The organism is Nonomuraea sp. NPDC004702, from assembly GCF_053601695.1.
In genome coordinates this window covers 26,712-44,663 of sequence record NZ_JBSGCE010000065.1, presented here as the reverse complement: position 1 = coordinate 44,663, position 17,952 = coordinate 26,712, and the positions used below count along the sequence as shown (strand labels likewise).

Annotated in this window: 15 protein-coding genes and 5 tRNA genes; 9 read left to right on the top strand and 11 right to left on the bottom strand. The window is 66.9% G+C overall.

The window, feature by feature from the left end; genetic code table 11:
- Positions 1-122: 122 nt before the first annotated feature.
- Both ACWEJ6_RS44435 and ACWEJ6_RS44430 read right to left on the bottom strand, forming a co-directional pair.
- A complete protein-coding gene (locus ACWEJ6_RS44435) occupies positions 123-2,201 on the bottom strand; it encodes a serine/threonine-protein kinase (protein WP_452431474.1) in 2,079 nt (692 codons plus the stop codon).
- A gap of 508 nt (positions 2,202-2,709) precedes the next feature.
- The gene (locus tag ACWEJ6_RS44430; RefSeq protein WP_452431473.1) at positions 2,710-3,693 is read right to left on the bottom strand and encodes a DUF5937 family protein; all 984 of its coding nucleotides are present in this window, start codon (positions 3,691-3,693) and stop codon (positions 2,710-2,712) included.
- A 135-nt stretch (positions 3,694-3,828) separates the two neighbouring features.
- On the opposite strand from ACWEJ6_RS44430, the gene ACWEJ6_RS44425 reads away from it, so the two are divergent.
- From ACWEJ6_RS44425 to ACWEJ6_RS44415, 3 genes are all read left to right on the top strand, one after another.
- Complete coding sequence (locus ACWEJ6_RS44425) at positions 3,829-4,683, top strand: isocitrate lyase/PEP mutase family protein (protein ID WP_452431472.1); 855 nt, start codon at positions 3,829-3,831, stop codon at positions 4,681-4,683.
- Between the two features lie 219 nt (positions 4,684-4,902).
- Positions 4,903-5,955 (top strand): hypothetical protein, encoded by a 1,053-nt coding sequence (locus ACWEJ6_RS44420; RefSeq protein ID WP_452431471.1) that lies wholly within the window; start codon positions 4,903-4,905, stop codon positions 5,953-5,955.
- A gap of 341 nt (positions 5,956-6,296) precedes the next feature.
- Positions 6,297-6,671: a hypothetical protein gene (locus tag ACWEJ6_RS44415; protein ID WP_452431470.1), complete on the top strand. Its 375-nt coding sequence runs from the start codon at positions 6,297-6,299 to the stop codon at positions 6,669-6,671.
- A gap of 273 nt (positions 6,672-6,944) precedes the next feature.
- On the opposite strand, the gene ACWEJ6_RS44410 is transcribed toward ACWEJ6_RS44415, so the two are convergent.
- Together ACWEJ6_RS44410 and ACWEJ6_RS44405 are read right to left on the bottom strand one after the other, a co-directional pair.
- Positions 6,945-7,268, bottom strand: a complete 324-nt coding sequence (locus tag ACWEJ6_RS44410; RefSeq protein WP_452431469.1) for a hypothetical protein — start codon at positions 7,266-7,268, stop codon at positions 6,945-6,947.
- Positions 7,269-7,434: 166 nt separating this feature from the next.
- Positions 7,435-7,508, bottom strand: a tRNA-Phe gene (locus tag ACWEJ6_RS44405).
- A 124-nt stretch (positions 7,509-7,632) separates the two neighbouring features.
- Here ACWEJ6_RS44405 and ACWEJ6_RS44400 point away from each other — a divergent pair.
- Complete coding sequence (locus ACWEJ6_RS44400) at positions 7,633-7,968, top strand: hypothetical protein (protein WP_452431468.1); 336 nt, start codon at positions 7,633-7,635, stop codon at positions 7,966-7,968.
- Positions 7,969-8,456: 488 nt separating this feature from the next.
- Here the strand turns inward: ACWEJ6_RS44400 and ACWEJ6_RS44395 are convergent, their stop codons facing one another.
- Together ACWEJ6_RS44395 and ACWEJ6_RS44390 are read right to left on the bottom strand one after the other, a co-directional pair.
- On the bottom strand, positions 8,457-9,938 hold the full coding sequence (locus ACWEJ6_RS44395) for an AAA family ATPase (protein WP_452431467.1): 1,482 nt from the start codon (positions 9,936-9,938) through the stop codon (positions 8,457-8,459).
- 309 nt (positions 9,939-10,247) lie between these two features.
- Positions 10,248-10,682, bottom strand: a complete 435-nt coding sequence (locus ACWEJ6_RS44390; RefSeq protein WP_452431466.1) for a hypothetical protein — start codon at positions 10,680-10,682, stop codon at positions 10,248-10,250.
- Positions 10,683-11,235: 553 nt separating this feature from the next.
- Here ACWEJ6_RS44390 and ACWEJ6_RS44385 point away from each other — a divergent pair.
- A complete protein-coding gene (locus ACWEJ6_RS44385; protein ID WP_452431465.1) occupies positions 11,236-11,565 on the top strand; it encodes a tyrosine-type recombinase/integrase in 330 nt (109 codons plus the stop codon).
- Positions 11,566-12,600: 1,035 nt separating this feature from the next.
- Here the strand turns inward: ACWEJ6_RS44385 and ACWEJ6_RS44380 are convergent.
- From ACWEJ6_RS44380 to ACWEJ6_RS44365, 4 genes are all read right to left on the bottom strand, one after another.
- Positions 12,601-12,677, bottom strand: a tRNA-Phe gene (locus ACWEJ6_RS44380).
- Positions 12,678-12,682: 5 nt separating this feature from the next.
- A tRNA-Asp gene (locus tag ACWEJ6_RS44375) sits at positions 12,683-12,757 on the bottom strand.
- A gap of 100 nt (positions 12,758-12,857) precedes the next feature.
- Positions 12,858-12,930 (bottom strand) — tRNA-Glu (locus ACWEJ6_RS44370).
- Positions 12,931-14,436, bottom strand: a complete 1,506-nt coding sequence (locus ACWEJ6_RS44365) for a metallophosphoesterase family protein (protein WP_387681576.1) — start codon at positions 14,434-14,436, stop codon at positions 12,931-12,933.
- Between the two features lie 87 nt (positions 14,437-14,523).
- Here ACWEJ6_RS44365 and ACWEJ6_RS44360 point away from each other — a divergent pair, with 87 nt between their 5' ends.
- Together ACWEJ6_RS44360 and ACWEJ6_RS44355 are read left to right on the top strand one after the other, a co-directional pair.
- On the top strand, positions 14,524-14,874 hold the full coding sequence (locus tag ACWEJ6_RS44360) for a metallopeptidase family protein (protein ID WP_387681579.1): 351 nt from the start codon (positions 14,524-14,526) through the stop codon (positions 14,872-14,874).
- 109 nt (positions 14,875-14,983) lie between these two features.
- The gene (locus tag ACWEJ6_RS44355) at positions 14,984-16,270 is read left to right on the top strand and encodes an MFS transporter (protein WP_358296775.1); all 1,287 of its coding nucleotides are present in this window, start codon (positions 14,984-14,986) and stop codon (positions 16,268-16,270) included.
- Here the strand turns inward: ACWEJ6_RS44355 and ACWEJ6_RS44350 are convergent, their stop codons facing one another.
- Positions 16,271-16,567: a PspC domain-containing protein gene (locus ACWEJ6_RS44350; protein WP_352360963.1), complete on the bottom strand. Its 297-nt coding sequence runs from the start codon at positions 16,565-16,567 to the stop codon at positions 16,271-16,273.
- Between the two features lie 91 nt (positions 16,568-16,658).
- Between ACWEJ6_RS44350 and ACWEJ6_RS44345 the strand changes: the two genes are divergently transcribed.
- Together ACWEJ6_RS44345 and ACWEJ6_RS44340 are read left to right on the top strand one after the other, a co-directional pair.
- Entirely contained in the window at positions 16,659-17,813 is a 1,155-nt protein-coding gene (locus ACWEJ6_RS44345; RefSeq protein ID WP_352360961.1) for an acyl-CoA dehydrogenase family protein, read from the top strand.
- Between the two features lie 49 nt (positions 17,814-17,862).
- A tRNA-Lys gene (locus ACWEJ6_RS44340) sits at positions 17,863-17,938 on the top strand.
- Positions 17,939-17,952: the final 14 nt, after the last annotated feature.

Genomic DNA, 17,952 nt, shown 5'->3' with positions numbered 1-17,952 from the left:
ATCCAGGAGCTCTCCGCGCCCTCCGGCCTGCTTGTCACCACAACATCCAGGAGCTCTCCGCGCCCTCCGGCCTGCTTGTCACCACAACATCCAGGAGCTCTCCGCGCCCTCCGGCCTGCTTGTCACCACAACATCCAGGGGCTCTCCGCGCCGCCGCCGAACGCCGCCGTCCCCGTCCGACGCCAGCGCTGCCGCACGTCGTGCTTGGCCTGGATGGCCGGCGCGGTGGTGGTGAACGGCCCGCAGGTGGCGACCTCGCCGTCGTTCCGCGGGGACACCCCGGAGCAGGTGAAGGGCTGGGAGACGTTACGGTCCGCGTCGGTGTTGTAGAGCTGGACGTGCACGTCCGAGCGGACCGAGCTCGCCCCTCGGATGCGTCCCATCAGGTAGAAGACGTCACCAACCATGGCCATGCAGGGCGACATCTCCACGCCCGAACGGTCGCCCGCGGTGATCCACGAGCGGCATTTCCAGTCCGGCTGGGAGTCGCGCGGCGGGGCCCCGTCACCGTCGCTCCCGGGGTCCACGGTGTGCGGGGCCTCCGTCTTCCGGCCGGCCGACGTCCGGCGGGGGTCGGCGGTACCCGTGGGGTCCGTCGTCGCGCCCGGCGTCCGTTTCGGGACGGCCGTGCCCGGCGTGCGGACCGGCTCCTTCGGCGTCTTCTTCGCCGACGACTTGAGCGGTTCGTCCGCGATGCCGGACGTCTCCTCGTCCGCCTCCGACGGGACGGGGCTCTCCTTCGCCGTCCCGGACTCGACGGGCGTCGGTGGGCCGGCCACGTCGGCCGACCTGGACGCCGAGAGCCCGGACGCGTCGTTCACGGCCCCCGCACCCGGCGTCCGCCATGGGGCCATGACGGCCACGGCCGCCGCGGTCAGCGCCACCGCCGTCGTGGTGCTCGCGATGACGACCAGCCGCCGGCGGGACCGTCCGGGCGGCCGCGCAGCCGCCGTGCCCGCCTGGGCGGCGGCGGCCCGCCCGGCGGAAGCAACCATGCTGGACTGGGCGGCACCCCGCCCGGCGGAAGGAACCGTGCCGTCCCCACCGCCGACACCCGAGGCCACCCCGCCCCCTGCGACATCCCCAGAGGCCGCCCGCGGACCAGGACCCCGCACGGGCTCACCGGACGGCCCAGCGGCGGCGGCCGACGAGGAACCGGGCGGCGACCCCGGCACCGACCCCGAAAGCAACCCCGGCGGCGGCCCCGGGAGCGGCCCCGGCACCGACCCCGAAGGCGGCCCCGGCGGCGACCCAGGCACCGACCCCGGGAGCGGCGCAGGCACCGACCCCGGGAGCGGCCCAGACGGCGGTCCCGGAATCGGCTCTGACGTCGCGGACGGGGCGTCGGCCCTGCCCACCCGCGGCAAGGCGGCCAGCCCCGCCACCACCGGCGCCGCCTCCCGCAGCGCCACCGCCACCTGCCCGGCCGCCGGACGCGTCGCCGGATCCTTCGCCGTGCAGGCCGCGATCACCGACCACAGGACGTCGGGCATCCCGGGCAACCGCCGCGGCATGGCCATCGCATGCTGCCGGAGCAGGGCCATCGGATGCTCGCCCACGAACGGCGGACGCCCGGCCAGCAGCTCGTAGAGGATCAGCCCGGCCGCGTAGACGTCCACCGCCGGCGTGGGGGTGCCGCCGTCGGCCACCTCGGGCGACAGGTACGTGGGCGTGCCGATGATCGAGGTGGTCTGCGTCAGCCCCGGCCCGAGAACGATCCGGGCGACCCCGAAGTCCGTCAGCCGCGCCTGCCCCGTGGGCCCGTCGATCAGGACGTTCCCCGGCTTGACGTCCCGGTGGACGACGCCCGTCGCGTGCGCCGCCGCCAGCGCCTCGGCGACCTGGGCCATGAGCTCGGCGGCCATGGCCGGCGGCAGCGTGCCGTGCTGCTGGAGCAGGCCGCGCAGATCCCCGCCCTCGACGAGGTCCATCACCAGCGCGAGCCGTTCCCCCTCGATGACGAAGTCGCGCATCGTGACGATGTGGGGATGGCGAAGGGTCCGCAGCACATTGCGTTCCTGCACGAACCGCAGCACCAGGTCCTGGTCGCCGGCGAGGTTGCTGCGCAACAGCTTGACCGCAACGATCTCGCCGGTCTCCCGGTGCCGCGCCCGCCAGACGGTCCCCATCGCCCCGGCGCCGATCTCGTCGAGCAGCACGTACCGGCTGCCCAGGAACGCCTCGGCCCCACCCTCGTCCATCGCCCGCCTTCCCCCCGAACAGTGGGGATCACAATAGTCAGGATGATCGAGACAAAAAAGATCAGCGCCGCCGCGGCCGCACCGCACACCCCCGGCTGACCAGGCCCGGCCCGGCCCGCACCCAGCCCCGCCCGGCCCCGCCCGGTCCGGCCCCGCAGCACCGCACCCGCCAGCGCACCCAGCACCGCAGCACCGCACCCGGCCACGCACCCAGCACCGCAGCGCCGCACCCGGCCGCGCACCCAGCACCGCAGCGCCGCACCCAGCACCGCACCCAGCCGCGCGAACGCGTTCGACCAGCCGCAGCCGCACAGGGCCAGAACGCCCCCACAGCCCAGCAGCGAGCATACGACCCGAACACGCCCCCGTCCGGCCTGTCACCCAAACCACCCGCCGATCAGCCGCAACCCCGCCAATGCAGCGAACAGCCGCCAAGGCAGGGAACAGCCGCCGATGCGGCGACCAGCCGCCCCAACCCCACCAGAGCCCCCCTCATAAGGCCCGCGATTCACACCTGAGCCGTGAGCAGGGCGTCCGCGAGGCCCGTGCGGGCGTAGAACACCGTGCGGCCCGCCCGATGCGTGCTGGTCAGCCCGGCGGCCCGCAGCGCGGTGAGATGCTGCGACACCCCCGCCGCGGACATCCCCGACCGCTCGGCGAGCTCGGTGGTCGAGGCCGGCGAGTCGAGCTCGGCCAGGATCAACGCCCGGGAACGGCCGATCACGGCGGCGAGCGCGTCCATGGGCGCATGCCTGCGCGACTCCCACAACGCGCCGATGCCACGCGCCGGGTAGGCGAGCTGAGGCGGCTCGGACGCGACGGACCGCGTCAGCACCCGCGGCCACGCGAAGACCGACGGCACGAGAAGCAGCCCCGCACCGGTCTCGATCCTGGTGATCGCACAGTGCCGCTGCGCCAGCTGGAGGCCGCCGCTGTCCCAGCGCACGGTGTGGTGGAGCTGGTCGAGCGTGCGCGCCGTGCCGTGCTCGGCCACCTGGCGACCCCGGTGGAAGACGTCCGCGTCCAGCACCGACCGGATGCGCGCCCAGTAGGGCGCGATCGCGAGCTCCCAGTAGGTCTCGATCTCCGCGACGACCTTGGGCAGGCACGCCCGGGGGTTGCGGTGCAGGTTCCGCAACCGGGGCGGCAGCCGGCCGTCCCGCTCGGCGGACAAGAGGTCGAGGTCGCGCCGTACCTGCTCGGGGTCGGTGGCCTCGATGGCCGCCAGCTCGTCGGGCAACTCGTGGGACGCGGTCGTCGGATTGAGGAAGTCGGGGAAATGGCCGACGGACGCCACCATGTCGGCCAGCCAGCCACGATCGAGCCCCGCCGCCGCGAGCCGGGGACGCACCTGCCCGGCCCACCCACGATGAGGATCGGGCACCGTGGCCCCGGCCAGCGCCCGGCAACTCGTGACGACCTCCCACATGGCCGAGACGGCGAACCGGGTCTCGGCCAGATCGTTCACCGAAAAGGCCAGCCGCGCCTTCATGCCGCCTCCCACGGGTCCACGATTCGGTCAGAGCTTAATCAATGGACGCCTACCTCGCGGCCCGGCAACATCCCGGACCAGGCGCCCACCGAGCCATGGTGCCGGATTCCGAACACCCCGAAGGCGGTCACCCACATGTCTGTGGACAACTTCCCCTCCACCGATGCGGCGACGACGAAAAAGGCTGATCTGTTCAGAAAGCTCCACGCCGACTCCGTACTGATCCTCCCCAACGCCTGGGACGCCGCCAGCGCCGCCGTGATCGCCGCAGCCGGCGCCACAGCCATCGCCACGACCAGCGGCGGCGTCTCCTGGTCCCTCGGCCGCGGCGACGGCCAGCACCTCACCCGCGACGAGACGCTGCACGCCGCCCGGCGCATCGTGCACACCGTGGACCTCCCCGTGACGGTCGACATCGAGGGCGGCTATGGCCCCGCCCCCGAGGACGTCGCGCACACCGTCCGAGCCGTGGCCGGAGCGGGCGCGGTGGGCGTCAACCTGGAGGACTCCCAGGCCGTCGGCGGCCCGCTGTTCGACCTCGCCGACCAGACCGCCAGACTGCACGCCGCCCGGGAGGCGGCGGCCGCAGCGGGTCTCCCCGAACTCTTCGTCAACGCCCGCACCGACGTCTTCCTCTTCGCCATCGGCCCCTCCGCCGGCCGCCTGGACGAAGTGCTCAAGCGCACGGCGGCGTACGCCGAGGCCGGCGCCGACGGCATCTTCGTCCCCGGCCTCCTCGACCTCGACGCGCTGGCCAGCCTCTGCGCCGAGTCCCCGCTCCCGGTCAACGCGATGGCCGTCGCCGGCGGCCCCACAGTCGCCGAACTCACCCAGGCCGGCGTACGCCGAATCAGCCTCGGCACCGCCCTCGCCCAGACCGCCTACACCGCCGCCCGCAAAGCCGCCGCCGAACTCCTCACCACCGGCACCTTCGAAGCCCTGACCGGCTCCCTGGACTTCACCGAACTCAACACCCTCTTCCAGCCCTGATCCCCCGGCGAAGCCCCTCCACGAACACCCACCACCACGCATCTGCCAGACGGTCGCCGAAGCCACCTCGCCGCAGCACGCCAGGAAGCCGGACAAGCACCTGACGACCATCGCGACAGCGCGATCGACAAATGCCGGATGGCACCATGCTCGCGCGCGACCTGATCATCTGCTTCTGATCAAGCGGTGCCGTGAGTCGTCCATATAGCGTGATCGTTCGTGAGATTCGCGACGGTCCTCGTCCTCCTGCTCGCGGTCTGCGGCGCGGAAGTGCAGGCGACGCGGGTCGCCACGTGGCGGCTCACGTACGCCGTGCGGGGATGGACCGGCACGATAGGCGCCACCGGACAGGGACAGGCCTGGGCCCTCCTCCAGCACGGCCGGCAGCAGATCAGCTCGACGATGCTCCGCTGGGACGGCGCCTCCTGGCGGACCACCGTGCCGCCGAAGGGCGTCAGCGCCTACAACGCGCGGTTCGCCGCCTCCCCCTCGGGGGACGACCTGTGGATGTTCTCCGGGGACCGCCCGTTCCAGCTGACCGGCGGCCAGTGGGTGCCCCGCCCGTGGACCAGCAAGTACGAGCGTGGATCCGTCGCCGTCGGAGCCAGGGACGACGTCTGGATCTCCGAACACGGCGGCCCGGACGACTACTCCGGATCCGGACTCAGCCATTGGGACGGCCACTCGTGGAAACCGGTCCCCAAGCCGAGCCCGTACGGCGACCTGGACCAGATCTCGCTCGTCGCCGCCCCCGACGGGGACGAGACATGGGCACTGATCCATCCCCCGGGAGCGACGACGGCGATCCGGCGGAACGGCTCCGGATGGGTCACCGCTCCCCTGCCTCCCGCGCCCGGCTGCCCCCCTTCCCCCGCCGGCGGCTTCTACGGCATGGCGGCCCGCGCCCACGACGACGTGTGGCTGGTGACGCAGGGCGCCTTCGAGCGGTCCGGGTCCTGCGAAGTGCCCGACCGCGGCATGATCGTGCGTTGGGACGGCACCGCGTGGAGGTGGCTGAACCTGCCGTTGGCCAATACCTGGCTGCCTGCCGTCCGCGCGGACCGGGTCGGCGGCGTGTGGGTCGCCGCCAACCCCGCCGACGCGCAGTCGTACGTGCTCAACTTCCGCGGCGGCCGCCTGACCAAATCGACGCTGCCCGCGGGAGGGGGATGGGCGGGAATCGTGGACATCGTCCCAGAACCGAACAGCACCCGACTATGGACTCTGGCCCGGCGCCTGGACGGCACCCTCCTCATCTACGAACTGACCTGACCACCCAGCCCCACAGCCCTGCTCGCGCCACTGACAATCCATCTCGGCGCACACCTGAGCGAGGAGGACGGGACAGCTGGACCAGTATTCGATCTCCCCACGGGAGCCCGATGCCGTCTTCGGCCAACCACTACTCGGCCTCCGCTTCTCCGATGGTCAGAGGCAGGATCGAACTGCCACGACCTTCCGCTCGGAACTGGTGTCAGTGTCTTTCACAGTGAGCATGCCGCTTCGTAAGGCGCTGCCGAAGCGCGCCATCTTAGGTGTGGCAGGCACTTGTCGACTTGGCGTGAATCACCGCATTCCAGGACTTGTCGTCGTCGACCACTACGCTGCCCCGCATGAACCAAACGGCCACGATCGAGACCTGGCGTCGTCTGCTGGACCCTGCCAAGTCTTGGGTACTGTTCGCCCACGGAACCTGCGTGATCTTGATGGATCCAGCGGAGGATCTCGCGCAGCAGGCGACCTCCCTCTTGAGGGAGTACGGTCCCGTTCGCGCTGGCACACCGGCCGGAGACTTCAACACCATTGACCTGGACGACGCACCCGGCTGGGCCGTAACCGGCCAGCACCCTGACATCCTCACCTACGTCGATCCCAGTGAATTGAAGGACCACGACGACCTCACGGTCGGCCTCTTCGGCCGCAGCAAGCGCGACCAAGACGGGCAGGATCCAACCGTCATCCATGTCGAAGACAAGCGCGCCTTGTGATGTCTGCCCTTGTTTACAAGAAGCTTCGAGGTCGTCCACGACTATCCGCGATCGTCCCGGACAGCCGTTAGCACTGGTGTCAGCAAGATTCTGCTGCAAGCCCTCCGGCGTTAGCCTGGGCGAACGCCTTTCCGAGTGATGACGTAGTCGCCCGAGTCTTGGAGCAGACCTGTGCTGCCCTGTTCGCCTTCGACGACGCGTTGTGCGATCTCTTTCACAGCATGCACGGCGCAGCGATCTCCCGCGAGATCCACGAACGAGCCATCCGGGCGTTCACTGCTGTGCGAGCCGGTCCCTCACGTGTTGCGGTAGAAGCGGCCGGTAGTCGTAGCCGAAATCGTCCAGTTCCGTCTGCACCCACAGAGCGGAGCGATCATCAGGTTCGAGCTCCCGCAGATGCCATTTCAAGCTCTCCATCGCTCGCTGCTCCCGCTCTCGCTCGCCGCCTGGCCTGGAGTCGGCAGGAAGGTTGTGGCAGATGTCAGCGATCATGCGGATGCGGTCAATCCGAGCGTGCGCACTCTCAAGATGCTCGCTCTGCAGCTCTCGTTTGAGGATGTGCGTAGTGGCACGTATCTCGACGAATGCTCGGGTCATGAGATAGCGGACTGCTGTCCGTGCCGACATTCTCGGCTGTCGGCGTCGTAACCACCCCAACGCTCCACCACCTCTTGATCAGGCGAACTGTCGTCGGCGATGTCGTCAGAACAACAAAAATGCCCCGGAGCGATAATCGCTTCGGGGCTTTCTTGATGTTCAAAGCTGGTGGTCAGGGGCAGGGTCGAACTGCCGACCTTCCGCTTTTCAGGCGGACCGATCACGCTGCTCGGCTGATCGAGGCCGTGCTCAGGAACGTGTGGATGGTAGTCGCAGTGAGCCCGTGTGCGGGGACGTTGCTGTCAGCACTGCTGTCAACCAATAGAGCTTCCAAGGTCGCGCAGGTGCGCGGGACCATGTTCTCATGTCACTGGCTGAGTTCGCCGGCGTGACCGAGGACAAGGATCGTGGCGTCACCTCCAAGGGAGGGCTGTATGAGTTCCGGATGGAGGACACCGGCCACATCTACCTGCACGACACACACCTCAGACGCCTGACCTACCAGCCCGGCAGGCCACCGATGCTGGAGTTGGAGTTTGTCTACGATCCGCCGTGGACTCCACCCGAGCTGTCGAAGACGCCTGTTGTGGTCTTCCGGTTCAAGGATGTCCGCCTCGTCGAGTTGCGCCAGGAGCAGGAGGGCCATGACTCGATGACCGCTAAACCCCGATTCTCCGCCTGCGCAGGTCGACCTCTTTGACTGGGACGGCGCCGACCGTTTCACCCTGTACACCTTCACGCTATGCCTGGCCTCCCACGCATCGCGAGTAGAGGTGGCTGTACGCGCGGAGTAAAGCATGGAACCGCGAGCCACCTAGTCGAGCACAGCCACTTTATTACGAGTGAAGCGGAGAATCGTGGCCTAGGGGCGGCGCTGTGCGGCTCCATCGTGTGACGCCTTACGTGACGATCAGGCCGCATGGGGCGGCGTTGCTGCGCTTCCCTGCTGTACAGCAGATCACAGCAACCTGCGTATCCGGTGGCAAGCCGACCCGGAGCGCAAGGGCCGCCAGGCCGAGCACCGGAAGCGGTGCGGCAGCCCAAGGAGACACCCGCATCAGGAGACGAGGGAGCATCACAGAAGGATCATGTCATTGGACATCTAGGGTTCAGCCCCGCGCGGGCAGGAATGGCTCACGCTGGGTATGACGCCGTGGATTCATGGAAATCTGGATCTGGACGGTCCCACTACTGCGCACCAAGTTGCCCGGTTGCGCGAAGGAAGGCGTAAAATTTAAGTGCGTACTCACGGCGTCCCGCGTCCACCATTAATAGCAAGTGGATGGGGTGAATCAGCCGGATGGCTGCCCTGGATTCAAGAGGGATTTTACTGTCTTCCGCAGAACGGGCGAGGTCGCTCGTGGAATTCAATTCATTGAAAATCGATCTAAGCCATTCTATCGCGCGTGCCGAGGAATTGAGATCAGGGAAAGTGAATGCGTCACTGGATGGCCGAGTCTCGCATTCAAGAATAATGTCAATCGCCCTCTCAGTGGCGGCGCAAAGGTAATGAACTAAGCGCCGCTGGCCCTGTCGCATCTCTTCCTCGCCGTCCTCCAGATTGGCTTGCCTTTCAGCGTGACCCCGGAATAGATCGTGGAATGTGCTGCGATCGCGGGAGCTTTGAACGAGCATACCCCTACTCTGCAGTCTATCCATTTCTAGCATTGCCACAGATGGGGGAGAAGCCGTCAATGCGGCGACCGAGAAGGCGTCCATATCGGGACCTGGATGCCAGGCACACGCACGCATAAATTTCTGCGTGCTGATGTTCAAATGCAAATAGGAGACCTCAAAGGCTGCACGTACGGCACTATCGATCTCCGGTAGATGGCGGAAGCGATCCTTTCGGTCCGATAGCAAGTTGGCCACATCTCCAGCGTCTAGCTCGGTCAAGAGCGAGCCGATAGAGCGCAGGACCAGCGGCAGACGGCCACACAATCTAGCAACTTCCATCAATTTTACATCGCTATCAAACTTACGGCGGGATCGCAGGGAGAGCAATTGTGTCGCGTCAATTTCTTGCAGCACATCTAAATTCAAACGGATAGCTGAATCCACATCTTTTAGTTCGCTCCGGCTGGTAATTAATGTGACACATTGCGCTCTTGTCGGGGGAAGCAGGGGCATTATTTGTTCTTCATTTAGTGCATTATCTAGTACCAGGAGAACGCGTCGCTCGGCCAGCCAGGCCCGCCATAGTTCGGCTCTACCTGCTAAGCTATTTGGCATGTCTGGGGTGCCGATTCCCGCCAATCTCAGCAATTCGCCTAATAGTTCGTTGGGGGCACGTGGATCCTGCCCTGGCGTGAATCCATACAAGTCAACCTCTAGGCAGGCGTCAGGATAATCGCGCACGAGCTGTTTGGCTGCTGCCCTCGCGAGTGCAGTTTTTCCCACCCCCGGCATCCCCGATAGCACTGAGACTGGAGCCGAATTGCCCTGTTGCCGTGAGGCGTCCATATTCGACAGAAGCGCGCCTATCTCCGCGCTACGCCCGACCATCTCCGGTGGATCCATCAACGTCATCGGTGCTACGGATGGACGCGGCCCACTTACCATAATATTCATGGTGCCTGCACCGAGGTTAAACTGCTGGGCATTGCCGTACGCTTGGGCTACGAATTTGCTTGGCAGGCTATTTGGCCGCTGCGGCTCTGAACGAGACATTTATAATCCCTTGTCCGAGATTTGCCTGTCGTGCGCTGTCGTGAGCATGGACAACGATTTGCCTCGCCCCATTGCTGACTCGTGCTAGCTTGCTCCAGCATGCGACCGCTGGACCGTACTCCCCTCGCCTGCGCGCGACGTCGCCCAGACCCCACTGCGGCAGCCTGGCCGAGCCGGTCCCCTGCGCGCAATCTGCGGCTACTCTCGCCAGATGCAGATGCGTACCCTGGTAGACCTTCATCTCGCCCTGACCGAAATTGGCCTGCTGGGGCTTATCCGCTGGCCTTCGCCTCGACTCTGCCAGTCAGGTCACCTGTCACGCTGAACGCCGAACGACACGTTCATTGTGCCTTGGCCGAGGTTCGCCTGCTGGGCGTGACCAGAAGCGTGAGCAATCACCTGTCCCTGCCCCATCGCAAGCTGGGCCCGAGCCTGCTCGACCATCTGGGCCACCTCAGCGGCCAAACGTGGATCAGCGTCCAGAGCTTTACGGATCCGCACCCGCAACGCGGCCTGTAGATCGGCGCTATCGGGATCTTCGGCCAGCTCCACGACCACCTCCGGGGTCTGTCCTTCTGTTGACTCAACCCCGAAAATCCGCTGAAGGATCTTCCGTCCCCACACCACTGTGGCGTCCGCCGCATCCTCTTGCGCCCGCGCCAGCACCGCCCCTCCATAAGCACTGACCGCCGCCGTCACAAACGGCGACACATCCGCCACCAGCGTTGCCAGATCCCCGCTCATTCACATGTCCTTCACCGACACCCGGCCCTGCGTGATGTGGCCCACACATCCCGCCTTTCCCTGAATCTAACGGACGATCAACGTCGACAGTTCGTCATTCGCAAGCCGAAGTTGGAACCTCTCCCACCGTCCCGGCCTGTGTGGTCATCTCCTCGTTGGGCAGGCTTCGCCATGTCGAGCCGGACGCCCGAGGTCAGGTCGTCGTTCGCGTGTACCTGCTCCCGATGACTTTCCTCGCTCTGAGGAAGGCCGGGGTTCGGGGCGGAGTCTCAGGTTTCTACCTCTCTGCCTCTGACTCCGTTGTCGGCGTCCCCTAGCGCTCGGGCTGGTGTGACGGCTGTTCCCCGCCTCCTATCCGCCCTGGTGGACTGTCCGCGTGGGCGGTGCTGGCCGCGACCGGCCGGAGAGCCGCAGCGCGGCCAGCAGACCGCCCGAACGCGCGGCAGACCGCCGCAGGCGGGCTGCCCTTGAAACCGTAGGGAAAGTTCTCATCCGGCCGTGAAGCACTTGTGTGTCCTGTCCCGGGACATGCTTGACACGTCGATCCCAAGACATGGGTGACAGGTGCTGTCTTCGGCCAGTCTGTCGTGCGTCGTTGCGGCGTCGCGTGTCAGGAGGCCGGGAATGGCCCTGGTGGATATGTCCGTTGTCGAGCAGCGGTATCGGGCTGTGCTGGCGGTGTTGGGCCGGCCTAGGCGAGATGCGCTTTCACGACCTTCGCCACACCTGCGTGACGCTCCTGCTCAACCTCGGTGTCCCGCCTCAGATCGTCCGCGGCATCGTCGGGCACAGCGACATCGAGGTGACCATGACCATATACGCTCACGCCTCCCTCGATGACAAGCGCGCCGCCTTGCGCAAACTGGGCGACGCCCTCGAATAGCCAACCGACCTGGTCAGCACGCTCGGTGACGCCGTTACCGGGCATGCTTCCATTTGATCCGATCTCGGAGCACACGAGCGTAGTCGAATCCCTGAGCTTCCAACCGCCCCACGACCCACTGAGCAGCACGATCGTCAGGATCAAGCTCCCGCAAGTGGAATCTGAGGCTCTCGATTGCCCTCCGCTCACGAATCCTGGACCTCTTGGGAGAGAGATCCTGCGGAAGGTTGTGACACAGGCTCGCAATCATGCGCATCTGCTTCAGATGCCTCAGGGCCGTATCCGGTTCTCCAGCAGCCAACGCGCGCTCGGCAAGGTGGCTGAAGGCTCGGATCTCAATGAACCCGTTGGCCATCAAGAGCCTTATGGCCTCCTGTGCCGACCCACGTTCCAATCCGACGGGACGGTCACGCGCTGTCCGCATGTCATCCAGAAATGTGAAGCAAGAGCAGTGGCCCGCACGTTTTTCGACGCAGTGCGGATGCTTGCAGCTGTGGTCATGCCGATGATCACGGGACCACACACCGAAGTCCCGCCTGATGCCTCTCGCACGTCGCGCTGTCCGATACTCCTCCCACCGTGCCAGCGTCTTGGGCAACTGCTGGAAACGTCGTACGGAGACAGGCATGTGGAGCCCGCTCTTGATGAGCGCACCGTCGTTCATCCTCAGCACCATGGCCGCAGAGACGCAGCCCTCAGCGGGCACCTCCCACGACCTACGTGGCCAAGGAATCACATAGTGGGTTCCTCCCGGAGCAAGGTGAGCAGCCAGAAGCTCGAAGGCCTGCGGCTTGGTAGAGCCTGAGGTCTCACGCAACAACCCGATCATGGTGGCGGTGTCGACGGCGCGAACGGCCCGAAGCGCCTTGGGTAACACCGTTCCGTGATCCGGATCTTTTGCCACAGGCCAAGGAAATAACCACACGAGGATCAGCCTGCCATGGACTGGATCAGCAGAGGCGGCGACGTTGCTGTCACAGGAACAAAAATGCCCCGGAGCGATAATCGCTTCGGGGCTTTCTTGATGTTCAAAGCTGGTGGTCAGGGGCAGGGTCGAACTGCCGACCTTCCGCTTTTCAGGCGGACGCTCGTACCAACTGAGCTACCTGACCCAGAGCGGTCCTGACGGGACTTGAACCCGCGACCTCCACCTTGACAGGGTGGCGAGCACTCCAAACTGCTCTACAGGACCTTGCTTTTGTTGCGCTTCTTTCTGTTTGCGCTCGCTTAGCTTACCAGCTTTCCGGTGGCCTTTCGACCAGCCGGTTCGCGGTGCGCCAGGCGCTCGCAAGTGCCCCCAACGGGATTCGAACCCGTGCCGCCGCCTTGAAAGGGCGGTGTCCTAGGCCGCTAGACGATGGGGGCTCAGGATTCCCTGTCGCCTTCCGTCGGAGACCTCTGAAGCATAGGGGACGATTGCCCTTGATGCCAAAGCGGCTGACCGGCGGTCGGTGACGCGGTGCCAGTGACCGTTCCCGTTGGAGACGGGGCGTTCGTTGGCTCCGGAGAAATCATACGTTGTGGGTCGGCCTCCACGTGACGCTGGATGTACACCGACTGCTCCCCCAGGCCGCCCAGCGTGATGTCGTCCCAGGCACGCAGGCGGCGTGTCTCCCGGTCGAAGTACAGGACCGAGGCCTGTACGGGCGTGGGCTGGGCGTGTTCGAGCGCCCGCAGGCCGGCGCCGCCGGTCGAGCCCTGGACGAGCATGCGGGTGCCGGACGGCAGCATGGACGTCGACCGGTCATGCGTGTGACCGGCCAGGATCATGGGCGCGGCCCCGCTGAAGCCGCGGCCGACGACGGGGTCGTGGACGGCCACGAGGTCCGCCTTGTCCACCTTGGGCAGGTGCGAGCGGGCGAACTGTTTGAGCGCGTCCGGGTCGGAGTCGACGGCCACCGACTTGTCGGGGGTGAACCGTGGGTCGCCCAGGCCGTAGATGCGCAGGCCGGCGACCTTCTCCACCCTGTCGTCCAGGACCACGGCGTTCTTCTGCCTCTCGACCGCCCGCTGCGTGATCATCGAGTCGTGGTTGCCCCGTACGTACACGTACGGCACGCCGAGGCGGCTGATCTCGTCGACGAACTTGTTCTCCGGTTTGGTCCCGTGGTCGGAGATGTCACCGGTGTCGATGATCATGTCGACGGCGAACTGGTCCTTGAGCGAGCGGATGACGTTCCAGGCGATGGGGTTGATGTGGATGTCCGAGACGTGCAGGACCCGGATGGAATTGGGGTCGGCGTCGTACAGCGGCAGGGTCGAGACGGTGTCGTACAGCTTCGAGACGTTCGTGACGAGCTTGGTGAGCTGCGACCGGTACGACTCGAACTTCGTCACGATCGACTCCGCGCTGCCCACCAGCGACGGCGCCGCGGCGACCAGACCGGAGTAGCGCGGCTCCACGAGCGAGCTGGGACGGAACGTGAGGGCGGCCAGCGCCCCGGTGGCCGCAAGCCCCACAGAGGCCGCCAGAAGCCCCACCAGAGCCGTCCTGGGCCGCCTGTAGACCATCAGGACGGCGATCAGCGCCCCCGCCCCGGCACAGAGCATGCTGCGGATCGCCAGGGCGCGCACACCGTCCAGGAGGTCGCTCTCGATGAGGCCCGGCAGGCGGTCGGCCAGTTTGGGGTCCTCGATGAGCGCCTTGGCGCGCTCCTGGTCGATGTTCTCCAGGGTGATGCGGAGCCTGAGCGGGGCGTCGTGGGTTCGGAAGGTCAGCGTGCCGAGGGGGCTGGCGTCGACGACCGTCTCGCCGTTCCAGGCGGGTCTGAGCGACATGCCCGTCTCGACGGGGCCGACCTGGGCGTGCACGGTGCCGCTCAGGAAGATGCCCAGCCAGGCGCCGGCGGCGGCCACCAGGAGCACCGCCACGGCCCTCGTTGCGCGTGACCGAATGACTGCTTTCGACCTGTCAACGAACTTCATACAGTTTCTTGCATACCTGACCGACAGGGCAGAATGGCATGCGTGATCGAGGTTTCGCGGGAGAAGTTCGAGGAACTCGTGGCCGAGGCTTTGGACACGATCCCCGCCGAGCTCACCCGCGTCATGAGCAACGTCGTCGTCACGGTCGTCGATGATCCGCCAGAGCCCCACCTGCTCGGCCTGTACACCGGTGTCCCCCTCACGGAGCGCGGCGACTGGTACTCAGGTGTCCTGCCCGACCGGATCGAGATCTACCGCAATCCCATATGTCAGATATGCAAGACAGAAGAGGAAGTCGTTAACGAGGTGCGCATCACCGTTGTCCATGAGGTGGGACACCATTTCGGGATCAGTGATGACAGACTTCACGAACTGGGCTGGTGACCCTTTGCAGCTCGTTGACTTCTTTGGGTTGCGCCTTGCCTCATGATCGGGCACCTTAGGTCACATAGCGAACACGGTGAGTCAGGCGCAGCGGAGTCCAATGGGGGCCATGCAGGCAGGTAGGCCGCCGGGACGGCATCGCCGTGCCGAGACAGACCAGGCCACCTACGGCGAGGTCATCGCCATCCGGGAGTTCCGGGCACTCTGGTACGGCCAGGGCCTCTCTCTCCTCGGTGACCAGCTCGCCCAGGTGGCGCTCGCCGTCCTCGTCTACTCCCGCACCGGGTCGCCCCTGGCCACCGCGGCCGTCTACGCGCTGACGTACCTTCCGTCGATCGTCGGGGGGCCGCTGCTGGCGGGGCTGGCCGACCGGTTCGCGCGCCGGGGCGTCATGATGACCTGCGACGTCGTCCGGGCGGTGCTGGTCGGCGTGATGGCGCTGCCGGTGATGCCGTTCTGGGCGTTGTGCGTGCTGGTGTTCTTCGTGGTGCTGCTCAGCGCCCCGTTCTCGGCGGCGCGCGCGGCGCTGCTGCCCGAGGTGCTCGAAGGCGACCGGTACGTCGTCGGCTCGGCGTTGCAGAACATGACGAACCAGGCCGTACAGATGCTGGGTTTCGCCGCGGGCGGAGCGATGATCGCCACCCTGGGCCCCTACCGGGCGCTCGCGCTCGACGCGGCCACGTTCCTCGCCTCGGCCCTGATCCTGGTCTCCGGGGTACGTCCGCGGCCGGCCGCCCGCCAGGACGGCGCGAAGCCGTCCATGTGGGCGATGACCAGGGCGGGAGCCCAGCTCGTCTTCGGCTCGCGCAGGCTGCGAACGCTTGTCCTGTTCGCGTGGTTGTGCGGCTTCTACATCCTTCCTGAGGGCATCGCCGTGCCCTATGCCGCCGAACTCGCCACGGGGTCGTTGCCGGTGCCCGTGATCACCGGTCTGCTGATGGCCGCGATGCCGACGGGCACGGTGGTGGGCGCGTTCCTGTTCAGCAGGTTCGTGACCCCGGCGCGGCGGCTGCGGCTGATGGGGTGGATGGCCATGCTGAGCTGCGCGCCCCTGGCCGTGACGGCGCTCCGGCCGCCGCTCGCGGTGGTGCTGGCGGCGTGGGTTCTGTCGGGGATCGGTGGGGCGTACCAGCTCGCGGCGAACGCGGCCTTCGTCCAGAACGTGCCGCCGGAGCGGCGCGGCCAGGCGTTCGGGCTGGTGCAGTCGGGGTTGATGGCCGTGCAGGGGATCGGGATCCTGGTCGGCGGGTTCGCGGCGGAGAGACTCGGTCCTGAGCTGGTGGTCGCGCTCTCCGGCATCACCGGAGTGATCGCGGCGGCCGTGCTCGCCCTGATGTGGACCGAGTCCCGGGACGACCGTGATGCCCAGGAGCTGCCCGCCCAGGCGCCGGCCTGATCACTGCTGCGGCTTGTGCTCGCCGGTCCAGTCGGTGGCGTTCCGCTGCTGCTGCTGCTTGCTGATCAGGTCCTGGACGATCGAGGTGTCCCGCTCCTCGTCCGGCAGCAGGAGCCAGCCGATCGCGTACAGGCCGACGCCGGCCCCGCCGAACAGGGTGGCGATGGCGAGGCCGACCCTGATCAGGTTCGCGTCGATGCCGACGTACTCACCGATGCCCGAGCAGACGCCCGCGATCATCCGGCCCTTGTTGGTGCGACGGAGCTTCTTGACGTTGTGCTCGCTGTATTCGTTCATGTCTCAAGACTGCCCCTGGGGCCGGTGTTAGCACATCAGGATTGTCCCTGGTAGAACCCTGGTAACCCCTTACGCGAGGAGAGGACCCGCCATGGACGATCTGCTGCGCCTCGACGACCGCCTCAACGGTGACCAGCGGCTGATCCGCGACACGGTCAGGTCCTTCGTCTCCGACCGCGTCCTTCCGCACGTGGGCGACTGGTTCGAGGAGGCCGTCTTCCCGGCGCGCGAGCTCGCGCCGGAGCTCGGCTCGCTCGGCCTGCTGGGCATGCACCTGGAGGGCTACGGGTGCGCCGGCACCGACGCGACCTCCTACGGCGTGGCCTGCCGCGAGCTGGAGGCGGGCGACTCGGGCCTGCGCTCGTTCGTGTCGGTGCAGGGCTCGCTGGCGATGTTCCCCATCTGGCGGTACGGCTCCGACGAGCAGAAGGAGGAATGGCTCCCGCGCATGGCGGCCGGCACGGCGATCGGCTGCTTCGGCCTGACCGAGCCGGACCACGGGTCCGACCCCGCCAACATGCGCACGTACGCCAAGCGGGACGGCTCCGACTGGGTGCTCAACGGCTCCAAGATGTGGATCACCAACGGCTCGATCGCCGACGTCGCCGTGGTGTGGGCGCAGACGGACGAGGGCGTCCGCGGCTTCGTCGTCCCCACCTCCACGCCGGGCTTCTCCGCCCCTGAGATCCACAAGAAGCTGTCCCTGAGGGCCTCGGTCACCTCGTCCCTGTACTTCGACGACGTCCGCCTGCCCGCCTCCGCCGTGCTGCCCGGCGTCACCGGGCTCAAGGGGCCGCTGTCGTGCCTGTCCGAGGCCCGCTTCGGCATCCTCTGGGGGGTCGTCGGGGCCGCCCGCGCCTGCCTGGAGTCGGCGGTCGACTACGCGAAGACCCGCGTCCAGTTCGACAAGCCGATCGGCGCGTTCCAGCTCACCCAGGAGAAACTGGCCTGGATGTACGTCGGCGCCGCCCAGGCCCAGCTCACGGCCCTGCACCTGGGCGCCCTGAAGGACGAGGGACGCCTGGAGCCCCGGCAGATCAGCTTCGGCAAGCTGGCCAACGTACGGGCCGCCCTGGACATCGCCCGGCAGGCCCGTTCCGTCCTGGGGGGAAACGGGATCACCCTGGAGTACCCTGTGATCAGGCACATGAACAATCTGGAGTCTGTGCTGACGTACGAGGGGACCCAGGAGATTCACACACTGGTGCTGGGGGAGGCTCTGACGGGGCTGCCCGCTTACCGGTGATGGATGCGTCGCGGGCGGGGCGGTAATCTCTGTACCCTTGCTCGTGCGAGGGGCGTTAGCTCAATTGGCAGAGCTGCGGACTTTTAATCCGTAGGTTCCGGGTTCGAGCCCCGGGCGCCCTACCACTCCACATTCTGTC

Coding starts and splice junctions, on each gene's coding strand:
- ACWEJ6_RS44435 (WP_452431474.1), bottom strand. CDS start 2,201: ATGGACGAGGGTGGGGCCGAGGCGTTCCTGGGCAGCCGGTACGTGCTG.
- ACWEJ6_RS44430 (WP_452431473.1), bottom strand. CDS start 3,693: ATGAAGGCGCGGCTGGCCTTTTCGGTGAACGATCTGGCCGAGACCCGG.
- ACWEJ6_RS44425 (WP_452431472.1), top strand. CDS start 3,829: ATGTCTGTGGACAACTTCCCCTCCACCGATGCGGCGACGACGAAAAAG.
- ACWEJ6_RS44415 (WP_452431470.1), top strand. CDS start 6,297: ATGAACCAAACGGCCACGATCGAGACCTGGCGTCGTCTGCTGGACCCT.
- ACWEJ6_RS44410 (WP_452431469.1), bottom strand. CDS start 7,268: ATGACCCGAGCATTCGTCGAGATACGTGCCACTACGCACATCCTCAAA.
- ACWEJ6_RS44400 (WP_452431468.1), top strand. CDS start 7,633: ATGTCACTGGCTGAGTTCGCCGGCGTGACCGAGGACAAGGATCGTGGC.
- ACWEJ6_RS44395 (WP_452431467.1), bottom strand. CDS start 9,938: ATGTCTCGTTCAGAGCCGCAGCGGCCAAATAGCCTGCCAAGCAAATTC.
- ACWEJ6_RS44390 (WP_452431466.1), bottom strand. CDS start 10,682: ATGAGCGGGGATCTGGCAACGCTGGTGGCGGATGTGTCGCCGTTTGTG.
- ACWEJ6_RS44385 (WP_452431465.1), top strand. CDS start 11,236: ATGGGTGACAGGTGCTGTCTTCGGCCAGTCTGTCGTGCGTCGTTGCGG.
- ACWEJ6_RS44360 (WP_387681579.1), top strand. CDS start 14,524: ATGGCATGCGTGATCGAGGTTTCGCGGGAGAAGTTCGAGGAACTCGTG.
- ACWEJ6_RS44355 (WP_358296775.1), top strand. CDS start 14,984: ATGCAGGCAGGTAGGCCGCCGGGACGGCATCGCCGTGCCGAGACAGAC.
- ACWEJ6_RS44350 (WP_352360963.1), bottom strand. CDS start 16,567: ATGAACGAATACAGCGAGCACAACGTCAAGAAGCTCCGTCGCACCAAC.
- ACWEJ6_RS44345 (WP_352360961.1), top strand. CDS start 16,659: ATGGACGATCTGCTGCGCCTCGACGACCGCCTCAACGGTGACCAGCGG.